At 57.8% G+C, this 15,340-nt stretch carries 13 protein-coding genes; 10 read left to right on the top strand and 3 right to left on the bottom strand.

All coding sequences use genetic code 11. The features are described 5' to 3' along the window. Window positions 1–269 precede the first annotated feature (269 nt). From fruB to FKM52_RS08455, 4 genes are all read left to right on the top strand, one after another. On the top strand, window positions 270–1,403 hold the full coding sequence (gene fruB / locus FKM52_RS08470) for a fused PTS fructose transporter subunit IIA/HPr protein (protein ID WP_141175766.1): 1,134 nt from the start codon (window positions 270–272) through the stop codon (window positions 1,401–1,403). Further along, window positions 1,400–2,338, top strand: coding sequence for a 1-phosphofructokinase (fruK, locus tag FKM52_RS08465; protein ID WP_141175765.1), 939 nt, complete (start codon window positions 1,400–1,402; stop codon window positions 2,336–2,338). The genes fruB and fruK overlap by 4 nt, the downstream gene beginning before the upstream one ends. A 16-nt stretch (window positions 2,339–2,354) precedes the next feature. Further along, window positions 2,355–4,058 (top strand): PTS fructose transporter subunit IIBC, encoded by a 1,704-nt coding sequence (fruA, locus tag FKM52_RS08460; RefSeq protein WP_141175764.1) that lies wholly within the window; start codon window positions 2,355–2,357, stop codon window positions 4,056–4,058. A gap of 423 nt (window positions 4,059–4,481) precedes the next feature. Then, window positions 4,482–5,300 carry a DUF4225 domain-containing protein gene (locus tag FKM52_RS08455; RefSeq protein WP_141175763.1) on the top strand — a complete coding sequence of 273 codons (819 nt, stop codon included), beginning with the start codon at window positions 4,482–4,484 and terminating at the stop codon, window positions 5,298–5,300. Here FKM52_RS08455 and FKM52_RS08450 read toward each other — a convergent pair. The 3 genes from FKM52_RS08450 to FKM52_RS08440 all read right to left on the bottom strand — a co-directional run bounded on the left by FKM52_RS08450 (window position 5,278) and on the right by FKM52_RS08440 (window position 8,099). After that, a complete protein-coding gene (locus FKM52_RS08450; protein ID WP_244316922.1) occupies window positions 5,278–5,610 on the bottom strand; it encodes a hypothetical protein in 333 nt (110 codons plus the stop codon). The two genes, FKM52_RS08455 and FKM52_RS08450, sit on opposite strands and share 23 nt — an antisense overlap. A 513-nt stretch (window positions 5,611–6,123) precedes the next feature. After that, window positions 6,124–6,984 carry a deoxyribonuclease IV gene (gene nfo / locus FKM52_RS08445; RefSeq protein WP_141175762.1) on the bottom strand — a complete coding sequence of 287 codons (861 nt, stop codon included), beginning with the start codon at window positions 6,982–6,984 and terminating at the stop codon, window positions 6,124–6,126. Window positions 6,985–7,040: 56 nt separating this feature from the next. Then, complete coding sequence (locus FKM52_RS08440) at window positions 7,041–8,099, bottom strand: YeiH family putative sulfate export transporter (protein WP_141175761.1); 1,059 nt, start codon at window positions 8,097–8,099, stop codon at window positions 7,041–7,043. Window positions 8,100–8,208: 109 nt separating this feature from the next. On the opposite strand from FKM52_RS08440, the gene FKM52_RS08435 reads away from it, so the two are divergent. From FKM52_RS08435 to cirA, 6 genes are all read left to right on the top strand, one after another. Then, window positions 8,209–8,586, top strand: coding sequence for a YkvA family protein (locus FKM52_RS08435; protein WP_208852791.1), 378 nt, complete (start codon window positions 8,209–8,211; stop codon window positions 8,584–8,586). A gap of 10 nt (window positions 8,587–8,596) precedes the next feature. After that, a complete protein-coding gene (gene yieE, locus FKM52_RS08430; protein WP_141175760.1) occupies window positions 8,597–9,463 on the top strand; it encodes a DNA-binding transcriptional regulator YeiE in 867 nt (288 codons plus the stop codon). A 140-nt stretch (window positions 9,464–9,603) separates the two neighbouring features. Then, entirely contained in the window at window positions 9,604–11,070 is a 1,467-nt protein-coding gene (locus FKM52_RS08425) for an amino acid permease (RefSeq protein WP_141175759.1), read from the top strand. A 256-nt stretch (window positions 11,071–11,326) separates the two neighbouring features. Beyond that, a complete protein-coding gene (locus FKM52_RS08420) occupies window positions 11,327–12,409 on the top strand; it encodes a FecCD family ABC transporter permease (protein ID WP_141175758.1) in 1,083 nt (360 codons plus the stop codon). Beyond that, window positions 12,409–13,185 (top strand): ABC transporter ATP-binding protein, encoded by a 777-nt coding sequence (locus tag FKM52_RS08415; RefSeq protein ID WP_141175757.1) that lies wholly within the window; start codon window positions 12,409–12,411, stop codon window positions 13,183–13,185. Before FKM52_RS08420 ends, FKM52_RS08415 begins: the two co-directional genes overlap by 1 nt. Window positions 13,186–13,383: 198 nt before the next feature. After that, entirely contained in the window at window positions 13,384–15,336 is a 1,953-nt protein-coding gene (cirA, locus tag FKM52_RS08410) for a catecholate siderophore receptor CirA (protein ID WP_141175756.1), read from the top strand. The last annotated feature ends 4 nt before the right edge of the window (window positions 15,337–15,340 follow it).

Below are 15,340 nucleotides of genomic sequence, written 5' to 3'. Positions count from 1 at the left end.
CTGAAGTTGGCTGAAAAATAGTTTTTATAAGCACTATACTTCAGCACTGACTTCAGCTTCGGCGGTGAGTTTATTCCGAAAAAGTAAATGAAATGTGCGTTAGTTCAAAATTATGCTACGTCGCCTGAGGGAGAACTTGCGCGCTAAATGCCTCTGTACCAAACTACTTGAAACGTTTCAGCGTTATCCCGGTAGTAACGTTGGCAGGGGATAACGCTTTTTTTCTCAATGAAGCTGAAACGATTCAATTTCGGCAGGAGAGGAGAACTATGTTCCAGCTTGATATTAGCGCCATCCATCCTGGCCAGACGGCCAGCAGTAAGGAAGAGGCGATTCGCCAGGTCGCCGCCGCGTTGACGGCTGCCGGCAATGTCGGTGAAGGCTATGTGGCGGGCATGCTCGCGCGTGAACAGCAAACCTCAACCTATCTTGGCAACGGCATCGCCATTCCTCACGGCACCACCGATACCCGCGACCTGGTACAGCAGACCGGCGTGCAGGTCTTCCAGTTTCCGCAGGGCATCGCCTGGGGCGAGGATCAGACCGCTTACGTCGTAATTGGTATCGCCGCACGTTCCGATGAGCATCTGGCGCTGCTGCGTCAGCTTACGCATGTCCTGAGCGATGACGAGGTGGCCGCGCAGCTGAGAACGACCGATTCCGCAGAAACGCTGCGCAGCCTGCTGATGGGCGAAAAGCAGGGCAGCGAATTTAAATTTGATGCTTCGCTGATCGCCGTTGACGTCAGCGCCAGCGATCTGATGACGCTACAGGCGCTTAACGCCGGACGCCTGCAGCAGGCCGGCGCGGTGGACGCGCGTTTTGTGGCGCAGGTGGTCGGCGCGAAGCCGCTGAATCTGGGGCAGGGCATCTGGTTGAACGACAGCACCGAAGGCAACCTTGGCAGCGCCGTGGCGGTGAGCCGGGCGGCGCAGCCCTTCGAGGTAGACGGTGAGCCGGCGGCGATGCTGGTAACCGTTGCCGTAACGGATGATAAGCCGCTCCAGGTGCTGAACTACCTGAGCGATCTGCTGCTGAAGCAAAAAGCGGAACGCCTGCTGAAGGCGGATGCGGCAGGAGTGCTGGCGCTGCTGACCAGTGAAGTCAGCGAACAGGCGGACCTGCTGACGGCGGAATTTGTTATCCGCAATGAACACGGCCTGCACGCCCGTCCGGGCACGGCGCTGGTCAGCGTGATTAAGAAATTTAACTGCGACGTGACGGTTACCAATCTCGACGGCAGCGGCAAAGCGGCAAACGGACGCAGCCTGATGAAAGTCGTCGCGCTCGGCGTGAAAAAAGGCCATCGCCTGCGCTTTACCGCCAGCGGTGAAGATGCGCAACAGGCGCTGGACGCAATTGAAGAGGCGATTAACAGCGGCCTTGGCGAGGGGGCAGCATGAGCAGACGCGTAGCAACTATTACCTTAAATCCGGCCTACGACCTGGTCGGCTTCTGCCCGGAAATTGAGCGCGGCGAAGTAAACCTGGTGAAAACCACCGGCCTGCATGCCGCAGGTAAAGGCATCAACGTGGCGAAGGTGCTGAAAGATTTAGGGATCGACGTAACCGTCGGCGGTTTCCTGGGCAAAGAGAACCAGGACGGCTTCCAGCATCTGTTCAGCGAACTGGGTATCGCCAACCGTTTTCAGGTCGTGCCGGGACGCACGCGCATTAACGTTAAGCTGACCGAAAAGGATGGCGAAGTCACCGATCTTAACTTCTCCGGTTTTGAAGTCAGCCATCAGGAGTGGGAGCGCTTTGCGGCGGATTCGCTGAGCTGGCTCGGTCAGTTCGATATGGTTTGCGTCAGCGGCAGCCTGCCGTCGGGCGTGACGCCGGAAGCCTTTACCCGCTGGATGAGCGAACTGCGCACCCACTGCCCGTGCATTATTTTCGACAGCAGCCGCGAAGCGCTGGTCGCCGGGCTGAAAGCCGCGCCCTGGCTGGTAAAACCCAACCTGCGCGAGCTGGAGATCTGGGCCGGACGCAAGCTGCCGACGCTGAAAGAAGTGATTGAGGCGGCGCATGCGCTGCGTGAACAGGGCATCGCCCACGTAGTGATCTCGCTGGGCGCCGAAGGCGCGCTGTGGGTTAACGCTTCCGGCGAATGGATCGCCAGGCCGCCGGCCTGTGAAGTGGTCAGCACCGTCGGTGCCGGAGACTCTATGGTCGGCGGGCTGATTTACGGTCTGCTGATGCGTGAATCCAGCGAGCATACGCTGCGCCTGGCGACAGCCGTCGCCGCGCTGGCGGTAAGCCAGAGCAATGTCGGCATCACCGATCGTACCCAGTTGGCCGCCATGATGGCGCGCGTCGATCTGAAACCTTTTAACTGACAGCGGGAGAGCGATAATGAAAACGCTGCTGATGACGGATCCTGCGCTGGGGCTTGCCTCCGGCTATATGGCAAAACAACTTCTCGCCGCGGCGGCGGGCGACGCGGGCCTGACGCTGGTAGAAAATCCTGCCGACGCCGAGCTGGTGATTGTGCTGGGCGACCGGCTGCCCGTTGACGATGCGCTGAACGGCAAAGCGGTGTGGCTGGGCGATGCCGCGCGGGCGGTGCGCGATCCGCAGGCGCTGCTGGCGCAGGCGAAAGCGGAAGCTCAACCCTGGCAGGCGCCGGCGGCTGCGCCAGGCGCGGCGATCGGGGCCGACGCTCCGCAAGCGATGAAACGCATCGTGGCGATCACCGCCTGCCCAACCGGCGTGGCGCATACCTTTATGGCGGCGGAGGCGATTGAAACCGAAGCGAAAAAACGCGGCTGGTGGGTGAAGGTGGAAACCCGCGGCTCCGTCGGCGCCGGTAACCCCATTACGCCGCAGGAAGTGGCCGAGGCCGACCTGGTGATAGTAGCGGCGGATATCGAGGTAGACCTGGCGAAGTTCGCCGGTAAGCCGATGTATCGCACTTCTACCAGCCTGGCGCTGAAGAAAACCGCGCAGGAGTTTGACAAAGCGTTGGCGGAGGCGCGCCCTTATCAGCCGAAAGGCGGGCAGTCAGGCGCGGCGGAGGCGGGCGAACAGCAGAAAACGCGGGCGGGCGCCTATCGCCATCTGCTGACCGGCGTCTCCTATATGCTGCCGATGGTGGTGGCGGGCGGCCTGTCGATTGCGCTCTCCTTCGCTTTTGGGATTAACGCTTTTAAAGAGCAGGGCACTCTGGCGGCGGCGCTGATGCAGATCGGCGGCGACACCGCCTTTGCGCTGATGGTGCCGGTGCTGGCGGGCTTTATCGCCTTCTCCATTGCCGACCGTCCCGGCCTGACGCCGGGCCTGATCGGCGGGATGCTGGCCAGCAGCATTAATGCGGGCTTCCTTGGCGGCATTATCGCCGGTTTTATTGCCGGCTATGCGGCGAAGTTCCTCAGCAGCAAGGTGAAGCTGCCGCAGAGTATGGAGGCGCTGAAGCCGATCCTGATTATTCCGCTGCTGGCGAGCCTGATCACCGGTCTGCTGATGATTTACGTGGTCGGCACGCCGGTAGCGAAAATCATGGAGGGCCTGACCCACTGGCTGGGTAATATGGGTACCGGCAATGCGGTAATGCTGGGCACCATCCTGGGCGGCATGATGTGTGCCGATATGGGCGGGCCGATTAATAAAGTGGCCTATGCCTTTGGCGTCGGTCTGCTGAGTTCGCAAACCTATGCGCCGATGGCGGCGATTATGGCCGCCGGCATGGTGCCGCCGCTGGCGATGGGGCTGGCGACGCTGCTGGCGCGCAGGAAATTCAATAAAGGCCAGCAGGAAGGGGGCAAAGCGGCGCTGGTGCTGGGCCTCTGCTTTATCTCTGAAGGGGCGATTCCATTTGCGGCGCGCGACCCGATGCGCGTACTGCCGTGCTGCATTATCGGCGGCGCGGTAACCGGCGCCATCTCCATGATAGTGGGCGCGAAGCTGATGGCGCCGCACGGCGGTCTGTTTGTGCTGCTGATCCCCGGCGCCATTACGCCGGTTGTGGGCTACCTGCTGGCGATTGTGGCAGGTACGCTGCTGGCGGGGATCGCCTACGCCGTTCTGAAGCGTCCTGAATCGGAGCTGGCGCAGGTCTGATTTATGCCGCGTAAGGAAAACGCCAGTCCCTGCGGCTGGCGTTTTTTATCTGTAGAAAACTCTCCAGCCCGGTAGGGGGCAGTAAAGTTTTTAGCTTTGGCCCGCTTAGCAAAACCTTTTTTTATTTGTTAAAGCAGCTTGCGGTTCAGCAACAGTTAAACAATGAATTTGCCGCTGTAATCCAGCCGTAGTTTTCTTTTACGGCTGCGATAGCTTGCTGCGTAGATACCTGTAAACAGGTATGAAATTATGTTGGTAACGCTACACGATTTCTGCAATGGTTTTATGCGCTCTTTTCCCCGCCTGAAATTGATATAAAAACCCGACTCGTTGATTATCAGTTATGTACTTCGATAACAGATAGCAGGTGGATATTGCTATAAAATTGTTATTCTTGTTTAAGGAATCAACAGGGGAATCTGCATGGATGCTGCGTTACTTGATATGATGCGCTCAGGGGGAAGAAATAAAAACTGGGCGGAGGCAATGGTTAATCTGGAGGCGAGGAAACTGGTTAATACAGCGAATATGCTGTCCTTTCCCCACCTCAGCGATGGTCTGATCCGTTTAAAATTTCATGAGGAGATAAAAGGGGTTATTGAGCAGCAGTTCGCCATCGCCCGGCGCGCAAAAACAGATGAAGAGTGTATGGCATGTATTCAGGCTCTGAGGGAAGAAACCGCAAACCTTCATGAACAGGACAGGATGCTGCGAATGAAGACTGCGCAGCTTTACGCTAAAGTAGAGTTTGTACGGGAAAATAACAAAATAGTGGGTTATGTTATTTCTGCCGTAAATGTGGTGTTGTCTGGCGTTGAAATAGCCGTTGGTCTGACCCTTATCGGCTCTATGACGCCTTTGGGCGTTCTGGCTGGTGCAGTTCTGGTTACTGATGGTGCGAATGGGGTAAGCAAAGAAATTGCGCACTATGCAATGAATAATAAAAACTCGGAAGGTTTGGTTGCGGATGCCGCTATATCCACAGCTGAATTTATGGGGTTCAGCCGTAATAGCGGACTGGGAACCTATAAATCAATCTCGCTTGTTGCAAACGCATATAGCATATTCGGCCTGTTCAGACGCCCTGGAAGCTGGCGTTTATTTCGCTATCTGCCTGTCGATTATTACAGGAAAGTCAGCACGATGAGCCGTCCAAAGCTCACAATGAAAATTGTCGGTTATGGTGTTAAAGCTAAGGTCATATTTGACCTTATGTCTGTTACTGACGCGGTTCAGAATTAATCGATAATCTGCGATAGCGCCATGACCTGTACGCAAGTTTTGCTGGCGTTAAATACCATATAAAAGGCAATACAATCGCAAGTGTGGCTGCAAGCGTGATGCTGGTATCTACGGGTGCCAGCATTAGCGTGAGAGCCAGTATGATAAAGGCAGCGATAGTAATCCACTTTGAAGCGTTAAAGCGGTTAGCAAGATCGTGGACTACGGAATCCAGCGAACCGCCATAGTTAGCAATGTTGTTATTCAGTTTTTGTAGATCTGCATGGCTAAAGCCTGATTCCAGTAATGCTGCCTCACTCACTTTCATCATATTTCCACCATTCATCCTGAAAATTTCACAAAAGCTATGTAGCGAGTATACATGAAACCTGCAGGCAAACTGTATCGTAACAGCTGGAACTCTATACTTAAAAAACAGCTAACCTTAAGGCGGAATGTAGCAAAAGCTACAAACAACCAGGGGCGGCAATGCGGCTCTGCAGAGACTACCGCTATCAGCCCAGACAACGGAAAATATCGCCCCGCCAATTTTGGCGCTGCCGTACCCTCTGCTGATATTAAAGGTTTTATGGCCGCTTTTTCTTCGTGTTGCCGCCGCTTCAGCAGATCACCTTCAGACGGCCAGGCTTTCGCAAAGAAAATAAAACGGGAGCCGTTATCGCAGCCTTATCCGGACAGCCCGTTTATGGGGCCGTCAGTAATCCGAAGAGACAAATGTCAAATTACGATATATCGGTTAGGGCGCTGCTGGTAACCAGAGCTTACAGGCGCCTGTGAAAAATCTCCGGCTATGCCGGAGAATATTATGCCGCAAATGAACAGTTTATTGCGTGAGCGCCGGATTGCGCTGCTGCGACTTCAGCCAGGCGATCTCATCCTTCCAGATAGCAGGATTAATGGTTTCCAGAATCAGCGGGATATTATCGAAGCGGCTGTCCTGCATCAGCCAGCTAAACGCGGTGGTGCCGATATTGCCTTCGCCCAGGCTGTGATGGCGGTCAACGCGGCTGCCGTAAGCGCTTTTAGCGTCGTTCAGATGCATTCCGCGCAGGTACTGAAAACCGACAATGCGCTCAAACTCGGCGAAAGTCGCCACGCAGTCCGCCTCGCTGCGCAGATCGTAGCCGCCGGCAAAGGCGTGACAGGTGTCAATGCAGACGCCGACGCGTGATTTATCCTCCACGCCGTCAATGATTGCCGCCAGGTGCTCAAAGCGAAAGCCGAGATTACTGCCCTGACCGGCGGTATTTTCGATCACTGCGGTAACGCCGGCGGTTTTATCAAGCGCGATATTGATCGATTCCGCGATGCGCCGCAGGCAGGCTTCTTCATCCATCTGGTTGAGGTGGCTGCCGGGATGGAAGTTAAGCAGCGACAGTCCGAGCTGTTCGCAGCGCTGCAGCTCATCAATAAAGGCTGCCCGCGATTTTTCCAGCGGCTCCTGTTGCGGATGTCCAAGGTTAATCAGAAAGCTGTCGTGCGGCAGAATCTGGGCGCTGCCGTAGCCATATTTCTCGCAGGCGTCGCGAAACGCGCGAATAGTTTCCGGCGTCAGCGCCGCAGCGCGCCACTGCCGCTGGTTTTTGGTAAACAGCGCGAACGCCGTGGCTTCCAGTTCATGCGCGCGCGCTACCGCCTGATCCACGCCGCCCGCCGCGCTTACATGAGCGCCGATAAATTTCATGCCGTTCTCCTGTTAATGGCCGTGCCTGAGCAAGCAGGTGATGATAACTGATGCGCTCAGGGCATGAAATGGTGCACCAGCAGGTTAAGCGCGCCGCCGCCCAGCATCAGCCAGATAAACAGCAGCAGCCCCAGCAGCAGCGGGCGTACGCCAGCCTGCTTCAGCGCGCTGATATGGGTGGTCAGGCCCAGCGCCGCCATCGCCATCGCCAGCAGCAGGGTATCGATTTGCTCAATGGCCGCAATCCAGCTGGCGGGCAGCAGATGGCAGGAATTAAACAGCGTTACGACAATAAACAGCAGGGCGAACCACGGAAAGGCGAGCGGGCGTTTTCCCGTAGCCTGCTGCGGCGCCAGCTGGCGCAGCCGGGCGGAAAGCAGCAGCAGAAACGGCGCCAGCAGCATCACCCGCAGCATTTTAGCGATCACCGCTGCGTTTTCCGTTTGGGGAGCGATGGCGTGGCCTGCCGCAACCACCTGCGCTACCTCATGAACGGTCGAGCCGATATAGATGCCGAACTGCGTCGCGCTTAGCGACGGCCAGAGCGAATGCGCCAGCGTCCAGAGCAGCGGCCAGATAAAAATCGCCAGGGTGCCGAACAGCACCACCGTGGCGATCGCCACCGCTACCTTCGACGCCTGCGCCTTAATTACCGGCTCGGTAGCCAGTACCGCGGCGGCGCCGCAGATGCTGCTGCCGGCGCCAATCAGCCAGCAGGTTTCCCGATCGAGCTTCAGCCAGCGCTGTCCCAGCCAGCAGGCGAGCAAAAAGGTGGAGCTGAGCGTCAGCAGATCGATCGCTATGCCGCTGGCGCCCACGTCGGCGATTTGCTGAAAGGTGAGGCGGAAACCGTAGAGCACGATCCCCAGCCGCAGCAGCCGCTGCTTCGCCAGCAGCACGCCGCCGTCGCAGAGCGCGCCCAGGCGCGGGTAAAGCGTGTTGCCCAGCACCATCCCCATCACAATAGCCAGCGTCAGGGCGCTGAGGCCCAGCGCGGTAAAGCTGCGCTGATTTCCCAGCAGCAGCGCGGCGACGGCAATGATGCCGGTCAGCAGCAGGCCGGGCAGATAGCCTGCCGGCGTACGTAGCGATCTGTTTAAGGTTAGGTCAGCCATGCTTCTTCTCCTGTTACTGGCGGAGAGTTTGCGTCATTTCTGGCTTAAAAGAGAAATTGATTATATATTTATAATTAATCGAAATAAGTGATATAGCTGCGGGGTGAAAATGCTGTTCGCGGGTTTGCGGCGCCGGGCGCGGCTGCTTAAAAAAGATGGGCTGGTGCTGTGGTTCGCCTGGCGCGATGCGCGCACGCCGACGTGGCTGAAGCTGCTGATGGCTCTGCTGGCGGCCTACGCCTTCAGCCCCATCGATCTTATTCCTGATTTTATCCCGCTTCTGGGGCTGCTGGACGACGCTATTATCGTGCCGCTCGGCATCAGCCTGCTGGTGCGCCTGCTGCCGCGTGACATCCGTCTGAGCGGAGAAGCGCAGATGGAACGGCGGCAGCGGCAGGGCAGACGGTGGCCTGCACCTATTCTGCTGCTGCTGCTGGCGTTCTGGCTGGCGGCGCTCTTCTGGGGCTTCCCTCATTTTATGGCATAAGGAAAACGCCTTGCATATTACTTTGCGGCAGATCGCCGTATTTACCGAGGTGCTGAAAAGCGGCTCCACGACGCAGGCTTCCCAGCTGCTCTCACTCTCTCAGTCGGCGGTTAGCGCCGCGCTGGCCGATCTGGAAGGGCAGCTTGGCGTACAGCTGTTTGACCGGGTCGGTAAGCGATTGGTGCTGAACGAACATGGGCGATTGCTTTATCCGCGCGCGGTGGCGTTGCTGGAGCAGGCCGCCGATATCGAGCAGCTGTTTCGCGAGGATCGGGGCGCGATTCGGCTTTATGCCAGCAGCACCATCGGCAACTATCTGCTGCCGGGGATGATCGCCGCCTGGCGTCGTGACTATCCACAGCTGCCGCTGGAGCTGAGCGTCGGCAACAGCAAGGATGTGATCGATGCGGTAGCGGATTTTCGCGTTGATTTGGGGCTGATTGAAGGCCCCTGTCACGTTAGCGACATTATCAGCTATCCCTGGCTGGAAGATGAGCTGGTGGTTTTTACCGCGCCGGATGCGCCGCTGCTGCGCCAGCCGGTGACGCTGGAAAGCCTCGCCGCCGCGCCCTGGATCCTGCGCGAGCAGGGCTCCGGCACGCGGGAAATCGTTGATTATCTGCTGCTGTCGCATCTGCCGCAGTTTCAGCTGGCGCTGGAGCTGGGCAATTCCGAAGCGATCAAGCATGCGGTGCGCCACGGCATGGGCGTCAGCTGCCTGTCGCGGCGCGTGGTGGCCGAGCAGCTGGAGAGCGGCTCGCTGGCGGAGGTGGCGATTCCGCTGCCGAAGCTGTCGCGCACGCTGTATCGCATTCATCACCGGCAAAAGCATCTCTCTAATGCGCTTATGCGCTTTCTGAGCTACTGTCGCGAATAGGTCCCAATGCGACGGACGCCTTTGCTAATAATCCGCGCCGCATCATGAAGGTAACTTATAACCGTCGGTTATCGCTATACTTGACCGGGTGAGTTGTTACAATCGCGGCCTCATTTTTTACCCATTTACAGCGTTTAAATATGGTTCAGGATAAAAAAACAACACAGCAGCCAGGGTTGAAACGTGCGCTTAAGGCGCGCCATTTAACCATGATCGCCATCGGCGGTTCGATCGGCACCGGGCTGTTTGTCGCTTCAGGCGCCACCATTTCTCAGGCGGGTCCCGGCGGCGCGCTGCTCTCATACGCTCTTATTGGTCTGATGGTCTATTTTCTGATGACCAGCCTGGGCGAACTGGCGGCCTTTATGCCGGTTTCCGGCTCTTTCTCCACCTATGGTGCCAAATACGTCGAAGAGGGATTTGGCTTCGCGCTTGGCTGGAACTACTGGTACAACTGGGCGGTAACCATCGCCGTTGACCTGGTGGCATCACAGCTGGTGATGAGTTACTGGTTCCCGGATACGCCGGGCTGGATCTGGAGCGCGCTGTTCCTCGGCCTGATGTTCCTGCTGAACTATATTTCGGTGAAGGGCTTCGGCGAAGCGGAATACTGGTTCTCGCTGATTAAAGTGACCACCGTGGTGATTTTTATCATTATCGGCGTGCTGATGATGATTGGTATTCTGCGCGGCGGCGAAAACGCGGGCTGGCAGAACTGGCAGATCGGCGAGGCGCCGTTCGCCGGCGGCTTCTCGGCGATGATTGGCGTGGCGATGATCGTCGGCTTCTCCTTCCAGGGCACCGAGCTTATCGGCATTGCCGCGGGCGAATCGGAAGATCCGGCGAAAAACATTCCGCGCGCGGTGCGTCAGGTCTTCTGGCGTATTCTGCTGTTCTATATTTTCGCCATTCTGATTATCAGCCTGATTATTCCTTATACCGATCCCAGCCTGCTGCGTAACGATATAAAAGATATCAGCGTCAGCCCCTTTACGCTGGTGTTCCAGCATGCGGGCCTGCTCTCGGCGGCGGCGGTGATGAACGCGGTGATCCTGACGGCGGTGCTGTCGGCGGGCAACTCCGGCATGTACGCCTCCACGCGTATGCTGTTTACCCTGGCCAGCGAAGGCAAAGCGCCGCGCATTTTTGCGAAGCTGTCGAAGAACGGCGTGCCGCGCAACGCGCTGTACGCTACTACCGTAGTGGCGGCGCTCTGCTTCCTGACCTCGAAATTCGGCGATCAGCAGGTTTATCTGTGGCTGCTGAACACCTCCGGCATGACCGGCTTTATCGCCTGGCTCGGCATTGCCATCAGCCATTACCGCTTCCGTCGCGGCTACGAAGCGCAGGGTCATAGCCTGGCGGATCTGCCTTACCGCTCCGGCTTTTTCCCGCTGGGACCGATCTTCGCTTTTATTCTCTGTCTGATTATCACTCTGGGGCAGAACTATGAGGCGTTCCTGAGCGATACCATCGACTGGTACGGCGTGGCGGCTACCTATATCGGCATTCCGCTGTTCCTGCTTATCTGGTTCGGCTACAAGCTGACGCGCCGCACCCGTTTTGTGCGTTACCGCGACATGGAGTTTCCCCGTTTCGGCGATTAACAGCCAGGACTAAAGCCGTGAACGTAAAGGCGCGACCCAGGTCGCGCCTTTTTGTTTTAATCAGCGTAACAGCACAGATGTTACAAATTGCATTGATAACCATTATCATTTGATCTATTGTTCCTGCCCTGACCACAATGCTTTCGTTAGCGGCAAAAAATCATAGTAAGCGGGCGGTTATTCGCCAGGCCGTCGCGGTTAAAGGCGGCAGGCAGGCCCGCCGCGTCCGGGATGACGGATATTGACAGGATTTAACATGAGTGCAACGCATAACTCCGCCCCCTTTGAGCGCCCCGTATCGCCTTTGCCGGTTATGGGACGCTATCACCAGCTGTTGCGGCGTCGCCTGCTGCTGATCGGCGTGTTGCTGCTGGCTATCCTCGCCTCGCTGATGCTTGATTTTACGCTTGGCCCCTCCGGCCTGACGCTAAACACGCTGTGGCACACCCTGCTGCAGCCGGAGAGCGTGGATGCCGGTACGCGCGTGATCGTCTGGGAAATTCGGCTGCCCTACGCGCTGATGGCGGTGGTAGTGGGGCTGGCGCTCGGTCTGGCGGGCGCAGAGATGCAAACCATCCTCAATAACCCGCTGGCCAGTCCCTTTACGCTCGGCGTCTCCTCGGCGGCGGCCTTCGGCGCGGCGCTGGCGATTATCCTCGGCATCGGCATTCCCGGCATTGCCGATCAATGGCTTATTTCCGGCAACGCCTTTGCTTTCGCGCTGTTCGCCGCGCTGATGCTTGATGGCGTCACCCGCTGGACGCGCGTTGCCTCTTCCGGCGTGGTGCTGTTTGGTATCGCGCTGGTGTTTACCTTTAACGCCCTGGTTTCCATGCTGCAGTTTATCGCCAGCGAAGATACTTTGCAGGGGCTGGTGTTCTGGACGATGGGCAGCCTGGCGCGCGCCTCATGGGAGAAGCTGGCGGTGCTTGGCGTGGCGCTGCTGATCATGCTGCCGTTTTCGCTGATGAGCGCATGGAAGCTGACTGCGCTGCGCCTTGGCGCAGATCGGGCGGTCAGCTTCGGCATCGACGTGCGCCGCCTGCGTCTCGGTACGCTGCTGCGTATCAGTATCCTTTCCGCGCTGGCGGTCGCTTTTGTCGGACCGATTGGCTTTGTGGGCCTGGTGGCGCCCCATATTTCGCGTTTGGTTTTCGGCGAGGATCACCGCTACTACCTGCCGGCCAGCGCGCTGATCGGCGCGCTGGTGCTGTCGATGGCTTCGGTCGCCTCGAAAAATTTGATTCCTGGCGTGATTATTCCGGTCGGCATCGTTACCTCGCTGGTGGGCGTACCCTTCTTCCTGACGATTATTCTGCGCCATCGGGGGAATGTCTGATGTCGGGCCTACGGATTCGCGGTTTTTACAGCGGCTATCCACAGCGCAAAGTGATTGAAAACCTTAGCGTGCCCCGGCTGCCGCGCGGCAAGATCACCGTGCTGCTGGGGCCTAACGGCTGCGGCAAATCCACTCTGCTGCGCGCGCTGGCCGGGCTGAATCCGGCGCAGGGCGAGCTGTGGCTCAACGGCGAAGAGCTGCTGGCGCTGCCGTTTTCCCGCCGTGCCGAGCGGGTAGTTTACCTGCCGCAGTCGCTGCCGGCCGGCGTGCATCTGCATGTGCTGGAATCGATCATTGTCGCCCAGCGCGCTTCCGGCGGCTCCGGCAGCGAAGCGGATGTGATGGCGCTGCTGGAGCAGCTGGGTATTGCGCATCTGGCATTAAACTATCTCGATCAGCTTTCCGGCGGGCAGAAGCAGCTGGTGGGATTAGCGCAGTCGTTAATTCGTCGCCCGCAATTATTGTTACTCGACGAACCATTAAGCGCGCTGGATTTAAATTATCAGTTCCACGTAATGGATTTAGTGCGGAGGGAAACGCGGCGGCGCAATATCATTACGGTGGTGGTAGTGCATGATATTAATATCGCGCTGCGGCACGCCGAACATGTATTAATGCTGAAGCAGGGCAGACTCATCGCCGATGGCGAGCCGGAGCAGGTGATTACCGCGCAGAGCCTGGCGCAGGTTTACGGCGTGCGCGGGCGCATCGAGCTTTGCTCGCAGGGTACGCCGCAGGTATTGATTGACGGGCTGGTGGCCGAGCCGGGCCTGTAGGCAGGCGCGACGGCGGCCAGCGCCGATAAAAAATGGCGCGAGCCAGCGAATTAACGCAATAGCGCAACAAAATTATTATCAGCAGCGGCAAAAAAGCGCTGCAACAAGCAACAGGTAGCTTTGACGATGATTATCGTCTTTTCAATGTGGGCATGAGCGTAATTTTATCCTTACTATTGTTACCTCATGGAGAGAAGTATGTTCCGCTTAAATGCCGTGATGCGCGCAGGTATCTGCACATCTGCCGTTATTCTGTCGCTGCCGGTTTCCGCCGCAGGGGAAGATCATAATGAGACGATGGTGGTTACCGCCTCGGCAAATGAAGTTAATTTACAGGACGCGCCCGCCAGCATTAGCGTGATTACCAGCGAAGAGCTTAAGCGCAAGCCGGTGCAGAATCTGCGTGACGTGCTGCGCGACGTGCCGGGCGTGCAGTTAACCAACGAAGGCGATAACCGTAAGGGCGTCAGCCTGCGCGGGCTGGACAGCAGCTACACGCTGATTTTGATTGACGGCAAGCGCGTCAACTCGCGCAATGCGGTATTCCGCCATAACGATTTCGATCTTAACTGGATTCCGGTGGATGCTATCGAGCGTATCGAAGTGGTGCGCGGTCCGATGTCTTCGCTGTACGGCTCCGACGCGCTGGGCGGCGTGGTGAATATCATTACCCGCAAGGTAGGTAAAGCCTGGCACGGCACCCTGAGCGCCGATACCACGCTGCAGGAGCATCGCGATCGCGGCGACAGCTATAACGGCAACTTTTTCGCCAGCGGTCCGCTGGTTGACGATCTGCTGGGGGTGAAGGTTTACGGCAACCTCGGCAAGCGGGAAAAAGATGATGCGCCCTCCGCCAGCAGCGGCGATTCACCGCGTATTGAAGGCTATACCTCGCGCAACGGCAACGCGGAATTTACCCTGACGCCCAGCGATAACCAGGAGATCGGCGTCGGCTACGGTTTCGATCGTCAGGATCGCGATTCCGATTCGCTGGATAAAAACCGCCTGGAACGCCAGAACTACAGCCTGAGCCACAATGGACGCTGGGACTTCGGCAATACCGAGCTGCGCTTCTACGGCGACAAAATCGATAACTACTCCAGTAAGACGATTACCTCGCGCAACAACAGCCTCGACGGCAAGCTGGTGCTGCCGCTGGCCGATATCAATCAGCTGCTGACCTTCGGCGGCGAATGGCGTCACGATAAGCTGAGCGATGCGGTCAATCTGAAAGGCAGCGGCAGTACTTCCGCCAGCCAGTATGCGCTGTTTGTGGAAGATGAGTGGCGGCTGCTGGAGTCGCTGGCGCTGACCGGCGGCGTGCGCATGGACGATCATGAAACCTACGGCGATCACTGGAGCCCGCGTCTCTATCTGGTGTGGAACGCCAGCGATACCGTCACGGTGAAGGGCGGCTGGGCCAACGCCTTTAAGGCGCCTTCGCTGCTGCAGCTTAGCCCGGACTGGCAGAGCAACTCCTGCCGCGGCAGCTGTGCGGTAGTGGGTAGCCCGCAGCTGAAGCCGGAAACCAGCGAAAGCTTCGAGCTGGGGCTCTACTATCACGGCGACGAAGGCTGGCTGGATGGCGTAACCGGCAGCGTGACCGCCTTCCAGAACAATATTGACGATATGATTAATATCGCCCGCACCTCTGATAAAACGCTGGCGCCCGGCTACAGCAACTTTGTCGGCTTTGATAAAGACGGTAAGCCGGTATTCCGTTACTACAACGTCAACAAGGCGCGTATTACCGGACTGGAAACCGAGCTGAAGGTGCCGTTCAACGAGCGCTGGAAACTGACGCTGAACTACACCTATAGCGACGGACGCGATCTCAGCGACGGCGGCAACAAACCGCTGAAAGAGCTGCCGCTGCACACCGCCAACGGGACGCTGGACTGGACGCCGCTTGACGACTGGAATTTCTATTTACAGGCTAACTACTCCGGCGAACGCCGTACGCTGAAAAACGACGGCAACACGCCGGGCGGCTATGTGCTGTGGAATACCGGCGCCAGCTGGCAGGCGACGAAAGCGGTTAAGCTGCGGGCAGGCGTGCAGAATCTGCTGGATAAGGATTTCAGCCGCGATGATTATGGCTATACCGAGGATGGACGTCGCTACTTCCTGGCGATGGATTATAATTTCTGAGGCC

Origin of the sequence: Mixta tenebrionis (assembly GCF_006517625.1) — a bacterium.
Lineage (GTDB): Bacteria > Pseudomonadota > Gammaproteobacteria > Enterobacterales > Enterobacteriaceae > Mixta > Mixta tenebrionis.
This window is presented reverse-complemented; position numbering and strand designations above follow the sequence as displayed.

Coding starts and splice junctions, on each gene's coding strand:
- FKM52_RS08440 (WP_141175761.1), bottom strand. CDS start 8,099: ATGGCTGACCTAACCTTAAACAGATCGCTACGTACGCCGGCAGGCTAT.
- FKM52_RS08455 (WP_141175763.1), top strand. CDS start 4,482: ATGGATGCTGCGTTACTTGATATGATGCGCTCAGGGGGAAGAAATAAA.
- FKM52_RS08435 (WP_208852791.1), top strand. CDS start 8,209: ATGCTGTTCGCGGGTTTGCGGCGCCGGGCGCGGCTGCTTAAAAAAGAT.
- FKM52_RS08420 (WP_141175758.1), top strand. CDS start 11,327: ATGAGTGCAACGCATAACTCCGCCCCCTTTGAGCGCCCCGTATCGCCT.
- FKM52_RS08425 (WP_141175759.1), top strand. CDS start 9,604: ATGGTTCAGGATAAAAAAACAACACAGCAGCCAGGGTTGAAACGTGCG.
- FKM52_RS08415 (WP_141175757.1), top strand. CDS start 12,409: ATGTCGGGCCTACGGATTCGCGGTTTTTACAGCGGCTATCCACAGCGC.
- FKM52_RS08450 (WP_244316922.1), bottom strand. CDS start 5,610: ATGATGAAAGTGAGTGAGGCAGCATTACTGGAATCAGGCTTTAGCCAT.
- fruB (WP_141175766.1), top strand. CDS start 270: ATGTTCCAGCTTGATATTAGCGCCATCCATCCTGGCCAGACGGCCAGC.
- fruA (WP_141175764.1), top strand. CDS start 2,355: ATGAAAACGCTGCTGATGACGGATCCTGCGCTGGGGCTTGCCTCCGGC.
- fruK (WP_141175765.1), top strand. CDS start 1,400: ATGAGCAGACGCGTAGCAACTATTACCTTAAATCCGGCCTACGACCTG.
- nfo (WP_141175762.1), bottom strand. CDS start 6,984: ATGAAATTTATCGGCGCTCATGTAAGCGCGGCGGGCGGCGTGGATCAG.
- cirA (WP_141175756.1), top strand. CDS start 13,384: ATGTTCCGCTTAAATGCCGTGATGCGCGCAGGTATCTGCACATCTGCC.